Source organism: Sedimentibacter sp. MB31-C6 (assembly GCF_035934735.1).
Lineage (GTDB): Bacteria > Bacillota > Clostridia > Tissierellales > Sedimentibacteraceae > Sedimentibacter.
Window position 1 is genome coordinate 2,765,393 of record NZ_CP142396.1, and the last position, 16,092, is coordinate 2,781,484.

At 29.4% G+C, this 16,092-nt stretch carries 15 protein-coding genes, 1 riboswitch and 1 other annotated feature; of the genes, 11 read left to right on the plus strand and 4 right to left on the minus strand.

Going from position 1 to position 16,092, the window contains the following annotated elements; all coding sequences use genetic code 11:
- Positions 1-83: 83 nt before the first annotated feature.
- The 6 genes from yunB to U8307_RS13365 all read left to right on the plus strand — a co-directional run bounded on the left by yunB (position 84) and on the right by U8307_RS13365 (position 5,086).
- Positions 84-722 (plus strand): sporulation protein YunB, encoded by a 639-nt coding sequence (yunB, locus tag U8307_RS13340; protein ID WP_326908582.1) that lies wholly within the window; start codon positions 84-86, stop codon positions 720-722.
- A gap of 143 nt (positions 723-865) precedes the next feature.
- The gene (gene hflX, locus U8307_RS13345) at positions 866-2,143 is read left to right on the plus strand and encodes a GTPase HflX (RefSeq protein ID WP_326908584.1); all 1,278 of its coding nucleotides are present in this window, start codon (positions 866-868) and stop codon (positions 2,141-2,143) included.
- A complete protein-coding gene (locus U8307_RS13350; protein WP_326908585.1) occupies positions 2,136-2,780 on the plus strand; it encodes a YigZ family protein in 645 nt (214 codons plus the stop codon). Before hflX ends, U8307_RS13350 begins: the two co-directional genes overlap by 8 nt.
- Positions 2,781-2,856: 76 nt before the next feature.
- Positions 2,857-3,603, plus strand: a complete 747-nt coding sequence (locus U8307_RS13355; RefSeq protein ID WP_326908587.1) for a YebC/PmpR family DNA-binding transcriptional regulator — start codon at positions 2,857-2,859, stop codon at positions 3,601-3,603.
- Between the two features lie 191 nt (positions 3,604-3,794).
- Positions 3,795-4,625, plus strand: a complete 831-nt coding sequence (locus tag U8307_RS13360) for a hypothetical protein (protein ID WP_326908589.1) — start codon at positions 3,795-3,797, stop codon at positions 4,623-4,625.
- A gap of 74 nt (positions 4,626-4,699) precedes the next feature.
- Positions 4,700-5,086: a hypothetical protein gene (locus U8307_RS13365; RefSeq protein WP_326908591.1), complete on the plus strand. Its 387-nt coding sequence runs from the start codon at positions 4,700-4,702 to the stop codon at positions 5,084-5,086.
- A gap of 60 nt (positions 5,087-5,146) precedes the next feature.
- On the opposite strand, the gene U8307_RS13370 is transcribed toward U8307_RS13365, so the two are convergent.
- The 4 genes from U8307_RS13370 to metF form a co-directional block, all read right to left on the minus strand.
- On the minus strand, positions 5,147-5,719 hold the full coding sequence (locus U8307_RS13370; RefSeq protein ID WP_326908593.1) for a manganese efflux pump MntP: 573 nt from the start codon (positions 5,717-5,719) through the stop codon (positions 5,147-5,149).
- A gap of 205 nt (positions 5,720-5,924) precedes the next feature.
- The gene (locus U8307_RS13375; protein ID WP_442985524.1) at positions 5,925-8,291 is read right to left on the minus strand and encodes a homocysteine S-methyltransferase family protein; all 2,367 of its coding nucleotides are present in this window, start codon (positions 8,289-8,291) and stop codon (positions 5,925-5,927) included.
- On the minus strand, positions 8,281-8,976 hold the full coding sequence (locus U8307_RS13380; protein ID WP_326908595.1) for a vitamin B12 dependent-methionine synthase activation domain-containing protein: 696 nt from the start codon (positions 8,974-8,976) through the stop codon (positions 8,281-8,283). The genes U8307_RS13375 and U8307_RS13380 overlap by 11 nt, the downstream gene beginning before the upstream one ends.
- A complete protein-coding gene (gene metF / locus U8307_RS13385) occupies positions 8,954-9,856 on the minus strand; it encodes a methylenetetrahydrofolate reductase [NAD(P)H] (protein ID WP_326908597.1) in 903 nt (300 codons plus the stop codon). Before metF ends, U8307_RS13380 begins: the two co-directional genes overlap by 23 nt.
- A gap of 59 nt (positions 9,857-9,915) precedes the next feature.
- Positions 9,916-10,015: riboswitch (SAM riboswitch) on the minus strand.
- 141 nt (positions 10,016-10,156) lie between these two features.
- Positions 10,157-10,357, plus strand: a binding site (T-box leader).
- Between the two features lie 74 nt (positions 10,358-10,431).
- Here metF and leuS point away from each other — a divergent pair.
- The 5 genes from leuS to U8307_RS13410 all read left to right on the plus strand — a co-directional run bounded on the left by leuS (position 10,432) and on the right by U8307_RS13410 (position 16,059).
- Positions 10,432-12,843: a leucine--tRNA ligase gene (leuS, locus tag U8307_RS13390; protein WP_326908599.1), complete on the plus strand. Its 2,412-nt coding sequence runs from the start codon at positions 10,432-10,434 to the stop codon at positions 12,841-12,843.
- Between the two features lie 65 nt (positions 12,844-12,908).
- Positions 12,909-13,412, plus strand: coding sequence for a GAF domain-containing protein (locus tag U8307_RS13395; protein WP_326908600.1), 504 nt, complete (start codon positions 12,909-12,911; stop codon positions 13,410-13,412).
- A gap of 63 nt (positions 13,413-13,475) precedes the next feature.
- Positions 13,476-14,168, plus strand: coding sequence for a DUF4397 domain-containing protein (locus U8307_RS13400; protein ID WP_326908601.1), 693 nt, complete (start codon positions 13,476-13,478; stop codon positions 14,166-14,168).
- 182 nt (positions 14,169-14,350) lie between these two features.
- Positions 14,351-15,046 carry an aspartate/glutamate racemase family protein gene (locus U8307_RS13405; RefSeq protein ID WP_326908603.1) on the plus strand — a complete coding sequence of 232 codons (696 nt, stop codon included), beginning with the start codon at positions 14,351-14,353 and terminating at the stop codon, positions 15,044-15,046.
- A gap of 110 nt (positions 15,047-15,156) precedes the next feature.
- Positions 15,157-16,059 (plus strand): DMT family transporter, encoded by a 903-nt coding sequence (locus U8307_RS13410; RefSeq protein WP_326908605.1) that lies wholly within the window; start codon positions 15,157-15,159, stop codon positions 16,057-16,059.
- Positions 16,060-16,092 lie beyond the last annotated feature (33 nt).

Genomic DNA, 16,092 nt, shown 5'->3' on the forward strand with positions numbered 1-16,092 from the left:
TAGTATATCACAAAATATACTAATGTTGTCAAAGTTTTTAATTTTCATCATATTATATAATAGAAGGGAGGGGAAATCAATAGGTGAAAAAATACAAGAGAACTTATATTCAAATAATTGCCATGTTTTTAGTAATTTTTTCTATAATTTCATATTATTATATAGAAGTAAGTATTAAACCTACTTTAAAATCAATATGTGAAGTAAACGCTAAAGTTATTGCTACACAAATAATTAACAGTACAGTAAGAGAAGAAATAGAAAAAGATGAATTAAAAGAACAAATTTTAATACCAACTTATGACAATGATGGAAAAATAAATATGATTCGCACAGATGCATTGGTAATGAATAAAATATCTTCCAATATTGCCAAGAGTGTTCAGGATAAAATTGTTAATCTTGAGAATCAATCTTTTAAAATTCCACTTTTTTCAGCACTAGACAATCAGCTTCTTTCAAATAGAGGTCCTGATTTAAAATTTACAATATTTCATCAAGGTAGTGTTATAGTAGACTTTATTACTGAGTTTGAAGAATCAGGAATAAATCAAACCAGATATAAAATTTATATTACTGTTAGTGTTGATATGAGAATTATAAGTCCTGCTACAACAAGTAGTATTACAGTGAGCAATAATTTATTAATTGCTGAAATTGTAATAGTTGGAGAAGTTCCAGATTCGTATATGAGTTTTCCTTCATTAAGGGAGGCAAATTAAGTAAAAATAAAAAATATGTACATAATAATATTAAATGTGGTAAAATATGATTAACGTAAAAATGATTCCATATATTAAGAATATATATGGAATTATTAAAATTAGAAACTATAAACATAAACATATGTATATATGGAGGTAACATGGGAGAAAAAGAAAGATGTTTATTAATTGCTGTGCAATTGCAAAATACTGAAGAAAATGATATGGATGAACTAGAGCAGCTAGTTGAAGCTGCAGGAGGTGAAGTTATATCAAGTGTAATACAAAATAGACATGGTATAGATAATAAGTATTATGTCGGTCAAGGAAAAATAGAAGAAATAGCTGCTTATGTTAAAGAGCTTGATATAGATACAGTAATTATTAATGATGAATTAACTGGGTCTCAAATAAGAAATATTGAAGAAGTTATAGATGTTAAGATAATAGATAGAACAAACTTAATACTTGATATTTTTGCTAAGAGAGCATTGACTAAAGAAGGTCAATTACAAGTAGCATTAGCTCAATTAAAATATAGTTTACCTAGACTTATCGGTCTGAATAAGAATCTATCAAGATTGGGAGGCGGAATTGGTACTAGAGGACCTGGCGAGCAAAAGTTAGAATTGGATAGAAGACGTATAAAAGATAAAATTAATGATATTCAGAGCCAGTTAGAAGAATTAAGTAAAGCTAGGGAAACTAAAAGAAAAAAACGAATGAAGGATGAAGTACCAGTTATATCAATAGTAGGCTATACTAATGCAGGTAAATCAACACTTATGAATGCTTTGTTAGAAAGCGAATGGTGTGATGACGAACTTGAAAATAAAAAAGTTTTTTCTCATGACATGCTTTTTGCTACTTTAGATACAGAGTTGAGGAGAGTTAGATTACCAGGTGGAAAACTATCAATTTTTTCAGATACAGTAGGATTTATCAAGAAACTTCCAACTCAAATAATAGAAGCCTTTAAGGGTACATTAGAAGAAATTAAATTTGCAGATTTAATAATACATTTAATAGATATTAATGACGAAAATCTAGTGGAACATAAAGAAACAACTATAAACTTAATTGAAAAGATTACTAATAAAGAAATACCTATATTGACAGTTTATAATAAGGTAGATAAAATTATGAATGAAAAGATAACTACTATATCAAATAGTGATATTATATATATTTCTGCATTAAATAAATATAATTTAGATATGTTGTTAGATACAGTTGATTATAAAGTAAATGGTAAAAAACTAAAATGCAAATTAAAAATACCTAATACTGATTTAAAAGAATACTATTATTTATATGAAAATAGAAATACTGATTCTACTGAATTTGATGGAGATGGCGTAAATTTTAATGTTTTTTTATATGAAAGTGAATTGAAAAAATACCAAAAATATATAATAGGTGAATTAAATGATGAGTAATTATAAATCAATACATCAATATGGTAGAGATGAAATAATTATAAATAAGTCAAAATTTATTGGAACGGCAATACCTATAAATTCAGAAGAAGAAGCATTAGAATTTATTAATGAAATTAAAAAAGAATATAAGGATGCTACTCATAATGTATATGCTTATACTTTAGAAGAAAACATGAATATTCAAAGATTTTCTGATGATGGAGAACCTTCCGGAACTGCAGGAATGCCCGCTTTAAATGTTATAACGCAAGAGAACTTAAGAAATGTAGTAGTTGTTGTTACAAGATATTTTGGAGGCGTAATGCTAGGAGCTGGAGGATTAATACGCGCTTATACAAAAGGTGCTAAAATTGCCTTGAATAGTGGTATAATAGTTGATAAAAATTTATTTTACGAAGTATCTTTTAAAATTGACTATACATTACTTGGGAAAATAGATAATGAATTAACTACAAATAATTTTTTAATTATAGATAAAATATATGAAGAATCTGTTATTTTAAAATTAATAGTAAAAGATGATGATATCGTAAGATTAAAAAATCTGTTAATGGAACTTACAAGTGGACAGGCAGAGATTAATATTGGAAAGGCAGACTATTTTTCAATTAAAGATGGCAAAGTTTTAAAATAAAGTAAAAAAAATATGATTTGTAAAGTTAAAAATTATATGATAAAATATCTCGGTTATTAACTGTAAGGAGGCAAATATGTCTGGACATTCAAAATGGTCAAATATAAAAAATCGAAAAGGTAAACAAGATGCTTTAAAAGGTAAAATTTTTACAAAGTTAGCAAGAGCCATAACTGTTGCAGTAAGAGAGGGTGGCGCTGATTCAGATTATAATTCATCATTAGCAACAGCAATAGAAAAAGCAAAGGCACAAAATATGCCTAATGACAATATAGACAGAGCAATTAAAGCAGGTATGGGTGCAGCTGAAGGACAGCACTTTGATACTATTACTTACGAAGGTTATGGTCCAAGTGGAACAGCTTTCATGGTTCAATGCTTAACAGACAACAAAAATAGGACAGCAGCAGACGTTAGACATTATTTTTCAAAGTATAACGGAAACTTAGGAACAACTGGTTGTGTTGGCTATTTATTCGATAGAAAAGGTGTTATATCTATTGATAAAGATGATAAAACTGATGAAGAAACTGTTATGATGGCAGCCTTAGAAGCTGGTGCGGAAGATTTTGAGGTAGAAGATGATAGCTACGAAATTACTACAGTTCCTGAAGAATTTATATCAGTTTTAAACAGTTTAAAAGAAGCAGGATATGATAATATTAAAGGTGATATAATGTTTCTTCCTCAAACAACTGTAAAAGTAGAAGATGAAGAAAACTTAAAAATGCTAGATAAATTAATTGAAGCATTAGAAGATAATGACGATGTTCAGGAAATTTATCACAACTGGGACGAACCAGAAGAAGATGAAGAAGAATAGAGATTAAATTATTATATGCCTCCACTATGAATTGTGTGTTTACACTATATATGTGGAGGTATTTTTATGAAATTGAAAGAAAAGATGTATTTTGTCAGAATTTGTTTGCTATTTAGTAACCAAGTTTTTTATGAAACATAATATATATCAATACCTTTTATAGTTTGTATTAAAGGAGCATGATTAATATTATGATAAAACAAATATTGCAACAAGCATGTGAAAATATAGCTGATTACACTGAAACGAGTATACCTGTTACAGTTGAACTAGATTTAGTAAACTCGATTTTAACACCTGGACCAGGTGAGTTTCAAAGATTTTGTTATATTGTAACTCAAGTAGAAGAACCAATTGCTTTAAGTCATTGGCTGTTAGGTATATGTCCTGATATAACTGAGGAAGATCTTGGAGAAGTTACTGTATTTATTAATAACGTAGAACAAGATGTAGTTATAGGGGAAAATGTTCAGATTAGAACAGAAGAAAATCCAGACCCGCCTACAGGTTGTGTAGGTTTAAAATTTGATTTTGCTTTAGAAGAAGAAAATGATGTTATGACGGTATGTTTTGAGTTAACTACAACATATCAAATTGGTCCAAATAATGTATGTCTATCTGGCGGAGGAGAAACAGAAACCGGATTAAATGTATGTGGTCCTGTATGTGGTACTGTTGAACTATGCGAAACTACAGTTTTTCAAACAATAGGAACTTGCGTTCCAGTAACGGTTACTCCATTTGCAGAAGTAGGCGATATCGACGTTACTTGTCTAGGAGATGCAACTGTATCTAATACACCTTGTATAGACACAGGTGTTACTTCTTGTACTTTCTATGTATCGCAAAATCTCTGTGTGGAAGTTCCAGTATCTTTTGGGGCGTTAGGAGAACCTGGTGAAACAATAGTTACCTGTGGAGAACCTAACCAAGAGGGTTGTGTAATCAATGGTAATGATGAAGAATCTACTACTGAGCTAAAAAGTAGATTACAACCAAAAATAAAAATCAACAGAATCTAATTTTACGTTATTAAGGGACTGTTATTATAGACAGCCCCTTAAATATCTATAATTGTTATTAGGAGGATGTTAAAATGTTTAGAGATAAATTTCAAAATGAAGATATAGATAAGTGTAATCCATCATGTGAGAAAGAATCTTGTGAAACAGATGTTTTTCAAGAAATGGATGTTTGTGTGCCTATTTCAATCGAACCTTATGTAGATTTAGGTGAAGCTGAAGTGGAATGTATTGAAGATCCTTATATAGATTCTTTACATTTTTGTAAGTGTAATAAAAATGAAACTTGTAAATTTACTATATATCAAAAAATTTGTGTAATGATACCAGTTGAATTTAAGGCAATTGCAAGAAGTGGATCAACTTCTGTTATTTGTGGAGATATATCAGATGAAGATTGTCCTACACATATTTGTGATGAAGAAGGTTATTTTTATATTAAAGGGAAGATGGTAGAGTAGTTTACTAAGTAGAAATTGTTCCTGCCTCGTTGAAACGGTGTGTTATAACGAGGCAATAAATTATAATATTGTATGTTCAAGAAATATTTTAACTCCAATTATAATTAATATTGTACCACCAAGGATTTCTGCTTTTTGTTTAAATTTTTCACCAAATCTTTTGCCAAGATTTGAGCCTATTACTGAATTAAAAAATGTTATAATACCGATTGACAAGGCAGCAATAATAATATCAACTTTCATTATGGAAAAACTTATACCTACTGCTAAGGCATCTATACTTGTTGCAATAGCTTGTAATATTAAAGTTTTAAAAGTTAGTATTTTGGTACTTGTTAGGCATGCTTCTGGGTACTTAAGCTCTTTTATTGCTTCACATATCATTTTTCCGCCAATTATTCCTAATAATATAAGTGCAATCCAATGATCTAAAAAGGTTATAAAATCACTGAAGGTTGAACCAATTTGATAACCGATAATTGGCATTAAGGCTTGAAAAAAACCAAAAATAAAAGCAGTCACTAAAACCTGTTTTTTCTGAATATTGTTGTAACACATACCATTAGTTATTGATACTGCACATGCATCCATTGATAAGCCTAAAGACGTAAAAAGCAATGTAATTAAACCCATTATGCCTCCAATAATTAAGACTCATAATTGAATGAGTCTGTTTTTTTAATGTAGTAGTATTTTATAGTTTATATGATTTACTAGTCTACAACTATTTATATTTATTTGTAATTTTAGAAAAATTATATCATGCAAAAGTATTTATTTCAATATTATTATGTGGAATTTTGCAAATTCATGTAGACTATGTTATTTCATGCTTATATTAATTTTCAAATATTTTTTTAGCTATATTTACTGCTTCTCTAGCATCCTTAGAATAATAGTCAGCTCCAATTTTAGAAGCGTAATCAGGAGTCAGCACTGCACCTCCTACCATAATTTTTATTTGTGGTGAGTTTTCCTTTATAGCTTTTATGGTGTATTCCATATTTTTAACTGTAGTAGTCATTAGAGCACTTAAACCTACTAAATGTATGTTTTCATTATGGATAGTTTCAACGATTTTTTCTATATCGACATCCTTGCCTAAATCTATAATTTTGTAACCGTAATTTTCAAGGATAAGTTTTACTATATTTTTTCCTATATCATGTATATCTCCCTTTACAGTCGCCAGCAATATCTTTTTATTATCAACAAAGTCATTACCTTCATTTGCTAATTTTTCTTTAATAGATTCAAATACTACTTTTGAGGTCTCGGCACTTCTAATTAGCTGTGGTAGAAAAATTTCCTGTTGTTCATATTTTCCACCCACGATATCTAAGGCAGGTATCATGTATTTATTTATTATTTCAATAGAATTATATTTCTTAAGAAGTTCGAGAGAAACTTTTTTCGCCTCATCTTTTAGACCTCTAATAATTATTTCCTTTAAGTCACTGTTAGAAGTAACAAAAGTGTTTTCAGTAGTTACATTGCCGTAAGTTCGTATATAATCTTTGCTGTCAATATCTTGATTAGCCAATACTTTATAGGACCTAATAACATCTAATAAAGCTTCATTAGTGGAATCCGTAATAGGAGCATCTAAACCAAGACTTAAAGCCATTGCCAAGTAAGTGGTATTTAATAATTTCCTGTTAGGCAAACCAAAAGATACATTGCTGGTTCCTAATACTATTTTTACATTATATTTCTTTTTTATTAAGGGAATTGCTTTAAGGGTTTCCATTACATTTTCTTGTTCTGCAGAAGCAGTTAGCACAAGAGGATCTATAAGTATATTTTCTTCTGATATACCATAAGATTTAGCTGTATTAATAATATTTGATGCTATTTCCAATCTTTTTTTAGCTGTCTTTGGTATGCCTTCCTCATTTAGTGTTAAAGCCACTACTAAGGTGCCATATTTTTTTACAATAGGAAGTATTTGTTCAAGACTTTCTTTTTTCCCGTTAACAGAATTTATTATTGGTTTTCCGTTATATATTCTTGCGGCAGTTTCAATAACCTCAACATTAGAGCTGTCAATTTGCAGAGGCAGAGATACAACGCTTTGTACTTCAGATATTACTTTTTTCATCATTTCTTTTTCGTCAATATCAGGAAGACCTACGTTTATATCCAATATATCAGATCCAGTATCCTGTTGCGCTATGGCTTCTCTAATAACATAATCCAAATTGTTTTCTCTTAAAGCTTCTTTTAATCTTTTTTTTCCTGTAGGGTTTATTCTTTCACCAATTATCTTAACTTCATCTCCTAAAAAAACTGTTTTTGAAGATGAAGTAGTGGTTGTAAAATGTTTTTTTGTAAGTTCTAATGGCTTCAATTCATCTAGTGTAGCAATTATACTTTTGATATATTCAGGAGTAGTGCCACAACATCCACCAAATATTGATACACCTTTATTAGCCATTTTATTTATTTCATGACTGTATTCTTCAGGGCTTATATCATAATATGTAATATTGTTATTATATTTAGGGAGACCTGCATTTGCTTGCACCATTATTGGAGTAGAGCTGTATTTTATCAGTTCATCAACTATAGACTGCAGTTGTTTAGGCCCTAGAGAACAGTTAACTCCAATAACATCAACTCCTAAACCCTCAGCAACTGAAACAAAAGCAGCTATATCTGTACCTGTAAAAGTACGTCCATTATCCTGAAAAGACATGGTACAAAAAACAGGAAGGTTTGAATTTTCCTTAGCTGCTAGGACTGCGGCTTTTAGCTCATATAAATCGGTCATGGTTTCTATAAGAATTATATCAGCTCTAGCTTTTACTCCAGCTATTACTTGCTCTTTGAATATGTCGTAAGCATCTTCAAAGCTAAGTGTACCTAAAGGGGACAGAAGAGTTCCTGTGGGGCCTATATCTAATGCTACATACTTATTTTCAAGTCCATCTATTGATTTTTTTGCTACTTCAATGCCAGCAATTATTATTTCTTCAACTGTATATGATGAATTATTCAATTTCAGCTTATTGGCACCGAATGTATTTGCAGATATAATATTTGCACCAGCATTTAAATACTCTTTGTGAATATTATATATAACTTCAGGTTTTAATATGTTTAATTCTTCTGGTAGTTCGCCTATATTCAAACCTGATTTTTGAAGCATGGTACCCATTGCTCCATCAAAGTATAGAAATTTTTCCTTTAATTTATTTATCATAAGAATTCTCTCCTTTCTTAGTAAAACTACAATTGTTATAAAGATTACAATTTAAGCAAGATTTATTATTCGTTTCATTTCCTTTGTTAAAACCAATAAAAGCCGTCACCGATTTTCTTGGAACTAATATTGATGAATCTAAAGATGATAGACCTATATATTTCTGTGCATTTAAGGCATTTAATATTTCTTTTTGATGAGAAATAGGCACATCTCCATAACCTGGACTGTATCTAAAGGTAGTATTATAGTCTTCTTGCGCTGCAATCTCCATTATTTCAGATTCTACATAGTCACAAAGGGCCTCAATGTAAGCTGATGCGCATGCATCAAATATAACAGCCTTGGTTAAATTAGTCGAGTTGAAATATTTAATTCTTTTTTCAACTTCAAATCCAATAGTTGCGGCAATGACAGCTGATTTTTTACAGTCTTTAAATAGTTTAGCTAGGTCATTTGACGTTATTTTTATAAAATTTTCAAAGTTAATAATATTATTTTCATTTTTAACTTCAAAGATTCTATACACATATTTAAACTCGCATATATTTTGTAATTCGATTATAGATTCATTAAGTAATTTATAAGTTTCTACATCAACGTTATTGTTTCTATATCCTAAGTATCTTAAAGCTTCATTTATGTTTATTTTGATAAGGTTACTATTGATATGATTTACTTTCATTTGTTAGTACACTCCTAATAGCAGAAATACTGCCTAAAATCTTTTTAGCGGTGGAAGGTTTATTCATTGTATAAATATGGATGCCATCAACACCCCAGGATAATAGGTCTATTATCTGACCTATTGCATAGGACATTCCTGCTTCTTTTAAAGCTTCAGGATTGTTTGCATATTTATCTAATATCCTTCTGAATTTTTCAGGAATTGTATTACCTGTAAGATTTACTATAGTGTTAATTTGATTTTTATTAAGTAAGGGCATAATTCCGGTAATTATAGGTAAATCAATGCCCTTCTTATGTGCTTTATCATAAAAATTATAAAATGCTTCATTATCAAAAAACATTTGAGTTACCAAGAAATCAGCACCTGCATCCATTTTTCTTTTTAGAAATTTAATATCAGCATCTAAATCTTTTGCATCTGGATGCTTTTCAGGATAGCATGCAGCTCCAACACACAAATTTGAATTTCTTTTGAAATATTTTATCAGTTCCACTGAATTTTTAAATCCATTGGTTGGAAAATTATCTGATACAGAGTCTTTTGGATAATCTCCCCTTAAAGCCAAAACATTTTGTACATTATTTTCATTTAGGGAAGTTAATATATTATATATTTCATTTTTTGCTGAAGAAATGCAAGTAACATGAGCAATAGATGTTAAATTGTACTTGTTTTGTATATATGAAGAAATTTCAACTGTTTTGTCTTTTGTACTTCCACCTGCTCCATAGGTAACACTCATAAAATCAGGTTCTAACTTATATAGTTCGTCGATTGAATCATATATTGTATTAACCGGATAATTTGCTTTTGGTGGAAATATTTCAAAGGATATCAAAGGTTTTTTTTCAGTAAAGTTATCTACTATTTTCATTTAATCCTCCTAAAATAAAAAATCTCTCCCGACATTGGGAAAGATATTATCCATATGCATTCTCATCTGCCGGTTAAAAACCGCTGGAATTAGCACCGTATACATAGATTGGTTGCCGGACTTCATAGGGCCAGATCCCTCCGTCGCTCTTGATGAATTTATTTAATTTTCAATTAGTATATAACTAATAATATCTATATGTCAAGTAAATATTTTATTTGATATTGTAAAAGGAGGAAAGTTTTACAATTAGCTCTTGCAATTAATTTTTTGTTTTGATATAATTAAACACAAAGTTAATATAATACTGTGATTGGAAGCAGTAGGTTTGTTCACAATTTAAGAGAGCCGTCGGACGGTGTGAGACGGTATTGTAAAAGCTGAACTCGTCCATGAGTATTTGAAGCGAAATAAAGTAGTTTCAAACGGTTATACCGTTATAATATTTAAGTGAGGCTTAATGTCTAATTTGGGTGGTACCGCGGAATCTTCGTCCCAGCAGGGATGAAGATTTTTTGTATTCACTAACACAATTAAATAATAATTAAGAAAATAGATTAATATGGAGGCTAAACATGAAAACATATAATCCGCAAGTTATTGAAAAAAAGTGGCAGGAAATATGGGATAAAAATGAAACTTTTAAAGCGAAAGACAATAAAGAGCAAAAGAAATTTTACGGTCTTGTGGAATTTCCATATCCATCGGGAGTAGGATTGCATGTAGGACACATACGTGCATATACTTCTCTTGAAGTAATATCAAGAAAAAGAAGATTAGAAGGATACAATGTATTGTTTCCTATTGGATGGGATGCCTTTGGGTTACCTACAGAAAATTATGCAATTCAAACTGGAATACATCCTAGAGAAGTAACAGACAGAAATATTAAGGTGTTTACTCAACAATTAAAGACAGCAGGATATTCCTTTGACTGGTCAAGAACTGTAGATACTACAAATCCAGATTATTTCAAATGGACTCAATGGATTTTTGTTCAATTGTTTAAGCATGGATTGGCTTATAAAGATAAAACTTATGTAAATTTCTGCAATAGCTGTAAAGTTGTACTTGCAAATGAAGAATCACAAAATGGAGTTTGTGATAGATGTGGTAGTGATGTTATACAACTAGAGAAAGATGTTTGGTTTTTGAAAATAAGAGAATATGCTGATAAACTTTTGGATGGGTTAAACGAAGTTGACTTTTTGCCAAGAATTAAACTTGAGCAAGAAAATTGGATTGGTAGATCATATGGAGCAGAAGTTGATTTTAAAATTAAGGATATAGATGAATCATTGAGAGTATTTACAACAAGACCTGATACGTTATATGGAGTTACATTTATGGTTATAGCTCCAGAACATCCATTATTAAATAAATATGCTTCAAAAATCACAAATATGGATGAAATACATGAATATCAGGAAGAATCTAAAAAGAAAACTGAATTTGAAAGAGTTCAACTTGCTAAAGATAAAACAGGTGTTGAAATAAAAGGTTTGACAGCAATCAATCCTGTTTCTGGAGAAAAAATTCCAGTGTGGGTTGCTGATTATGTTATGATGGGTTATGGAACAGGAGCTATAATGGCTGTTCCAGGACATGATACAAGAGACTGGGAATTTGCTAAGAAATTTAATATACCTATAGTTGAAGTTATAGCAGGTGGAAATATAGAAGAAGAGGCATTTACTGATGTTGAAGATGGAGTTATGGTCAATTCTGGAGTTTTAAATGGATTGCGAGTAAAGGATGCCATTGATAAAATTATAGAATATCTTAAAGAAAAAAATTTAGGTGAAAGAAAAACGAATTATAAAATGAAAGATTGGGCATTTAATAGACAAAGATATTGGGGAGAACCAATTCCAATTATTCATTGTCATAAATGTGGCATGGTACCAGTTCCAGAAGAACAATTACCAGTGAAATTACCAGATGTTGAAAACTATCAACCTACTGAAACTGGAGAATCACCACTTGCGAATATAGAAGAATGGGTTAATGTTAAATGTCCAGTATGTGGTGAAGATGCAAAAAGAGAAACTGATACAATGCCACAATGGGCAGGATCATCTTGGTATTTCTTAAGATATATGGATACCCAAAATAATGAAGCTATTGCGTCTAAAGATAACTTTGATTATTGGGGACCTATTGATTGGTATAATGGAGGCATGGAGCATGTTACAAGGCATTTAATTTATTCTAGATTCTGGCATAGATTCCTTTATGATATTGGTGTAGTTCCATTTAAAGAACCATATGCAAAAAGAACAGCTCAAGGTTTGATTCTTGGTTCTGATGGAGAGAAAATGTCTAAATCAAGAGGAAATGTTGTAAATCCTAATGAAATTGTAGATGAAATGGGAGCGGACACTCTTAGAACATATACTATGTTTATTGGTGATTATGAAAAGTATGCAATATGGTCTGATAGTAGTGTTAAAGGTTGTAAGAGATTTTTAGATAGGGTTTGGAAACTTCAAGAATTAGTTACTGATGAAACATCATACTCTAAGAAACATGTTACATTAATGCATAAGACTATAAAAAAGGTTAGTGAAGATTTTGAATCTATGAAATTCAACACTGCAATTGCAGCTATGATGAGCTTTGTTAATGAAATTAATAGTGATAATTATATTACAAAAGATGAACTAAAGGACTTTATTATTTTGTTAAATCCAGTAGCCCCTCATATTACAGAAGAAATTTGGGAAAACCAAGGATTTAACGGTATGCTTAATGAAGCCAATTGGCCTAACTGGGACGAAGAAAAGACAGTTGATGACGTAATTGAACTTCCTGTACAAGTAAATGGTAAAGTAAGAGGAAAAATAGTTTTATCTAGAGATGTAGATGTAAATACTGCTAGACAAATAGCAAAAAAAGATGAAAATATAAATAAATATTTAGAAGGAAAAACTATAATTAAAGAAATATATGTACCAGGTAAAATATTTAATATAGTTGTTAAATAATATAACGAATCATTAGGACGTATTTAGGAATTTCGACATAAATTAAACTACTATAAGGAGCAATTGTGAAAAATATAGAGAAGATAAATTTTGATTCAAAAAGTAAATTTTACAATTATTTAAATTTAAAACTAACAGGCTTAATATGTGAAGAGCCAGATTGGCTTGCTAACCTTTCTAATGCATCAGCTTTATTATGGATGATGATGGAGAATATTAATTGGGCAGGATTTTATTTGTATAAAAATGATGAATTAGTTCTTGGGCCCTTTCAAGGTAAACCAGCATGCACACATATTGAAATAGGTAAAGGAGTATGTGGAACTGCAGCTAAAACTAGAGAAATTCAATTGGTTAAAAATATACATGAATTTCCAGGACACATAGCTTGCGACTCTGCTTCTAAATCTGAAATTGTTTTACCAATTGTAAAAAATGATAATTTGATTTGTGTTCTAGATATTGATAGTCCTATAATTAACAGATTTGATGATGAAGACAAATTATATCTAGAAAAATTTGCAGGGATATTGTTAAAATATATAAAATTCCCTCAAAAATTCATTTAATATTAAAGCTGAACATTTGAATCCCCTTTTCATATAATAATCATAACGGAAAGGGGTGTATTTATGTATAATTTTAATTACAATTACGAATATCCAAATTTAAATTATAATATAAAAACCATTAATAATTGTAAATGTACAAAATCTTATTTTAGAATTTTTAATTCAATTTTTGACTCGCCTAATTTAGATGTTTATGTTAATGAAATGATAATGGCATCAAATTTAAAATACGGTGAATTTACAAAACATGTCTTATTTGCACCAGGAAATTATCGTGTTACATTATATCCATCAGGCAGTCAAAATGGTGCAATTTTTGAGGGGGATATAGTCATTGACAGAAATTTGACATATACTGGTGCATTATCTGGTTACATATCTGATTTATCAGAAATAAGTATATATATGATACCAGAAGCTAAAGAGACTGCAGATATGAAACAAATGTCTTCCTTGAGATTAATTAATTTAGGATTAGATTCACCATCGCTTGAATTAGTTGTAGAAGATGGAACAATTTTATTTTCAAATTTAAATTATGGTGATATTTCAAGTAATATCGCAATTCCATCTACAAGATATACATTACATTTAAGAGCTAATAGTAAAAATGAAAATATTTTAACTGCACCTAATGTTGATTTCGCTCCTAAGATGCATTACACTTTATTTGTTATAGGAAACTATGGTGAAAATCCCAAAATGGAATTGATTATTCCTGAAGATGGTGTTAATTATTTGGATATATGTTAGTGAATATCAATAGATATAACGAAGAGAAAAAATGTTAATTAATGTAACCCCATATGGAAAGTAAGGGGTTATTTTTTATAAACTTTAAATATTGAATATTTGAATATATTGATATTGTTAGAGTCTTTTCTATGTGATATAATACGAATAGTTATTTAAGAATATAAAAACAGAGGTGTAAATTGAAAACAATAGGAATTATAGGAGGTATGGGTCCTTTAGCAACAGTTCATTTATATGAGCGAATTGTTTTTAGAACTAAAGCAAGCAAAGATCAAGAACATATACATGTGCTTATAGACAGTAATACAAACATACCTGATAGAACAAAGGCAATTCTTGGACAAGGTTTAGATCCTACAGTAGAACTATTAAAATCAGCAAAAAATTTAGAAAGCATAGGGGCGGATTTTTTAATAATGCCTTGTAATACAGCTCATTATTTTATAGATGAAGTATCTAAAGATATTAGTATTCCATTTATAAATATGTTAGATGAAACAGTTAAATATACGTATAATAAATATGGGAAAGATACTGTTGTTGGAATTTTGGCTACAGATGGAACTATAAAGTCTAAAATATATGAAGATTATTATTCAAAAGTAGGAATAAAGACTGTAATACCACAAAAAAATCAAGATAGAATTATGAAATTTATATATGATGTAATTAAAAGGGGAAATTTTGAATTAGGTACAGACATTTTTTTTGAAGTAGTAAATGAACTTAAAGAATTAGGAGCAAATGCTTTTTTATTAGGGTGTACAGAGTTGTCTTCTGCACAATATTTATTTAAATTTGAAGGTGATTATATTAATCCTATGGAGGTGTTGGCAGAAAAATCAATAATTTTTGCTGGTGGAATTTTAAATTAATTTTATAGGATGTAATCTAAAAAGATTACTAAAAATAATACATATTTTATGACGAATATCATTATATGTTTGTAATAATTATAATTTTGAGAAGTGAAAGAGGAGAAAATATGAGAGCTTTAACATCTAAGCAAGCTGATTTAATGTTATTTTTTGTTGCATTTTTTTGGGGTACAGGATTTGCTGTTACTAAAATAGCCTTAGATATATATTCAACAGTACAACTTTTGTTTATTAGGTTTATAATAGCAAGTATAGTATCATTAATTATTTTTAATAAAAATATAAGAAATATGAATAGGTCTGATTTAAAGTCAGGAGTAATAATGGGAGTGTTTTTAGCAGCTGGGTATATTTTTCAGACTTTTGGTTTAGAGGGAACAACTGCAGGAAATTCAGCGTTTTTAACGGGTACAAATGTAGTTATGGTTCCTTTCTTTTATTGGATTATTACAAAGAAAAAGCCAGTGTTTAATAATTTAATAGCTGCAATTTTAATGTTTATAGGAATTATTCTTTTAACAGTAGATTTTAAAAATTTTGGAAAATTCAATTTATCAGATATGTTAACATTTTTTTGTGCCATATCTTTTGCATGGCATGTAGTAGTAACCGGTATATTTGCATCAGACAAAAATCCTTATACAATTTCAACAATTCAAATGACAACATGTGCAGTGATTTTTCTTATTATGATGATTTTAGAAGGTAAACCTATAACATATAACTTCAAAGGAGCATTGAGTATGGGATATTTAAGTTTAATAACTACAATGCTTTGTTTTATGATGCAGACAATTGGACAAAAATATACTTCAACAACTCACGCTGCTATTGTACTTAGTTTAGAATCAGTTATAGGAAGTATTTTTGGCGTTTTATTTCTTAAAGAAAATTATACGATTATTACAATACTAGCCTTTGTGATTATCTTTATTTCTATATTATTTGCTGAGGTAGGATATGATTGGTTATTTAGAACTAAAAAAAACAGATTACCTGATAAAAAATGATTCATTAAGTATTAAAGTTAACAAAACTGGAAA

Bases quoted from the DNA above. Each gene is read 5' to 3' on its own strand.
- hflX (WP_326908584.1), top strand. From the start codon at position 866: ATGGGAGAAAAAGAAAGATGTTTATTAATTGCTGTGCAATTGCAAAAT.
- U8307_RS13350 (WP_326908585.1), top strand. From the start codon at position 2,136: ATGAGTAATTATAAATCAATACATCAATATGGTAGAGATGAAATAATT.
- U8307_RS13355 (WP_326908587.1), top strand. From the start codon at position 2,857: ATGTCTGGACATTCAAAATGGTCAAATATAAAAAATCGAAAAGGTAAA.
- U8307_RS13360 (WP_326908589.1), top strand. From the start codon at position 3,795: ATGATAAAACAAATATTGCAACAAGCATGTGAAAATATAGCTGATTAC.
- U8307_RS13365 (WP_326908591.1), top strand. From the start codon at position 4,700: ATGTTTAGAGATAAATTTCAAAATGAAGATATAGATAAGTGTAATCCA.
- U8307_RS13370 (WP_326908593.1), bottom strand. From the start codon at position 5,719: ATGGGTTTAATTACATTGCTTTTTACGTCTTTAGGCTTATCAATGGAT.
- U8307_RS13375 (WP_442985524.1), bottom strand. From the start codon at position 8,291: ATGATAAATAAATTAAAGGAAAAATTTCTATACTTTGATGGAGCAATG.
- U8307_RS13380 (WP_326908595.1), bottom strand. From the start codon at position 8,976: ATGAAAGTAAATCATATCAATAGTAACCTTATCAAAATAAACATAAAT.
- metF (WP_326908597.1), bottom strand. From the start codon at position 9,856: ATGAAAATAGTAGATAACTTTACTGAAAAAAAACCTTTGATATCCTTT.
- leuS (WP_326908599.1), top strand. From the start codon at position 10,432: ATGAAAACATATAATCCGCAAGTTATTGAAAAAAAGTGGCAGGAAATA.
- U8307_RS13400 (WP_326908601.1), top strand. From the start codon at position 13,476: ATGTATAATTTTAATTACAATTACGAATATCCAAATTTAAATTATAAT.
- U8307_RS13410 (WP_326908605.1), top strand. From the start codon at position 15,157: ATGAGAGCTTTAACATCTAAGCAAGCTGATTTAATGTTATTTTTTGTT.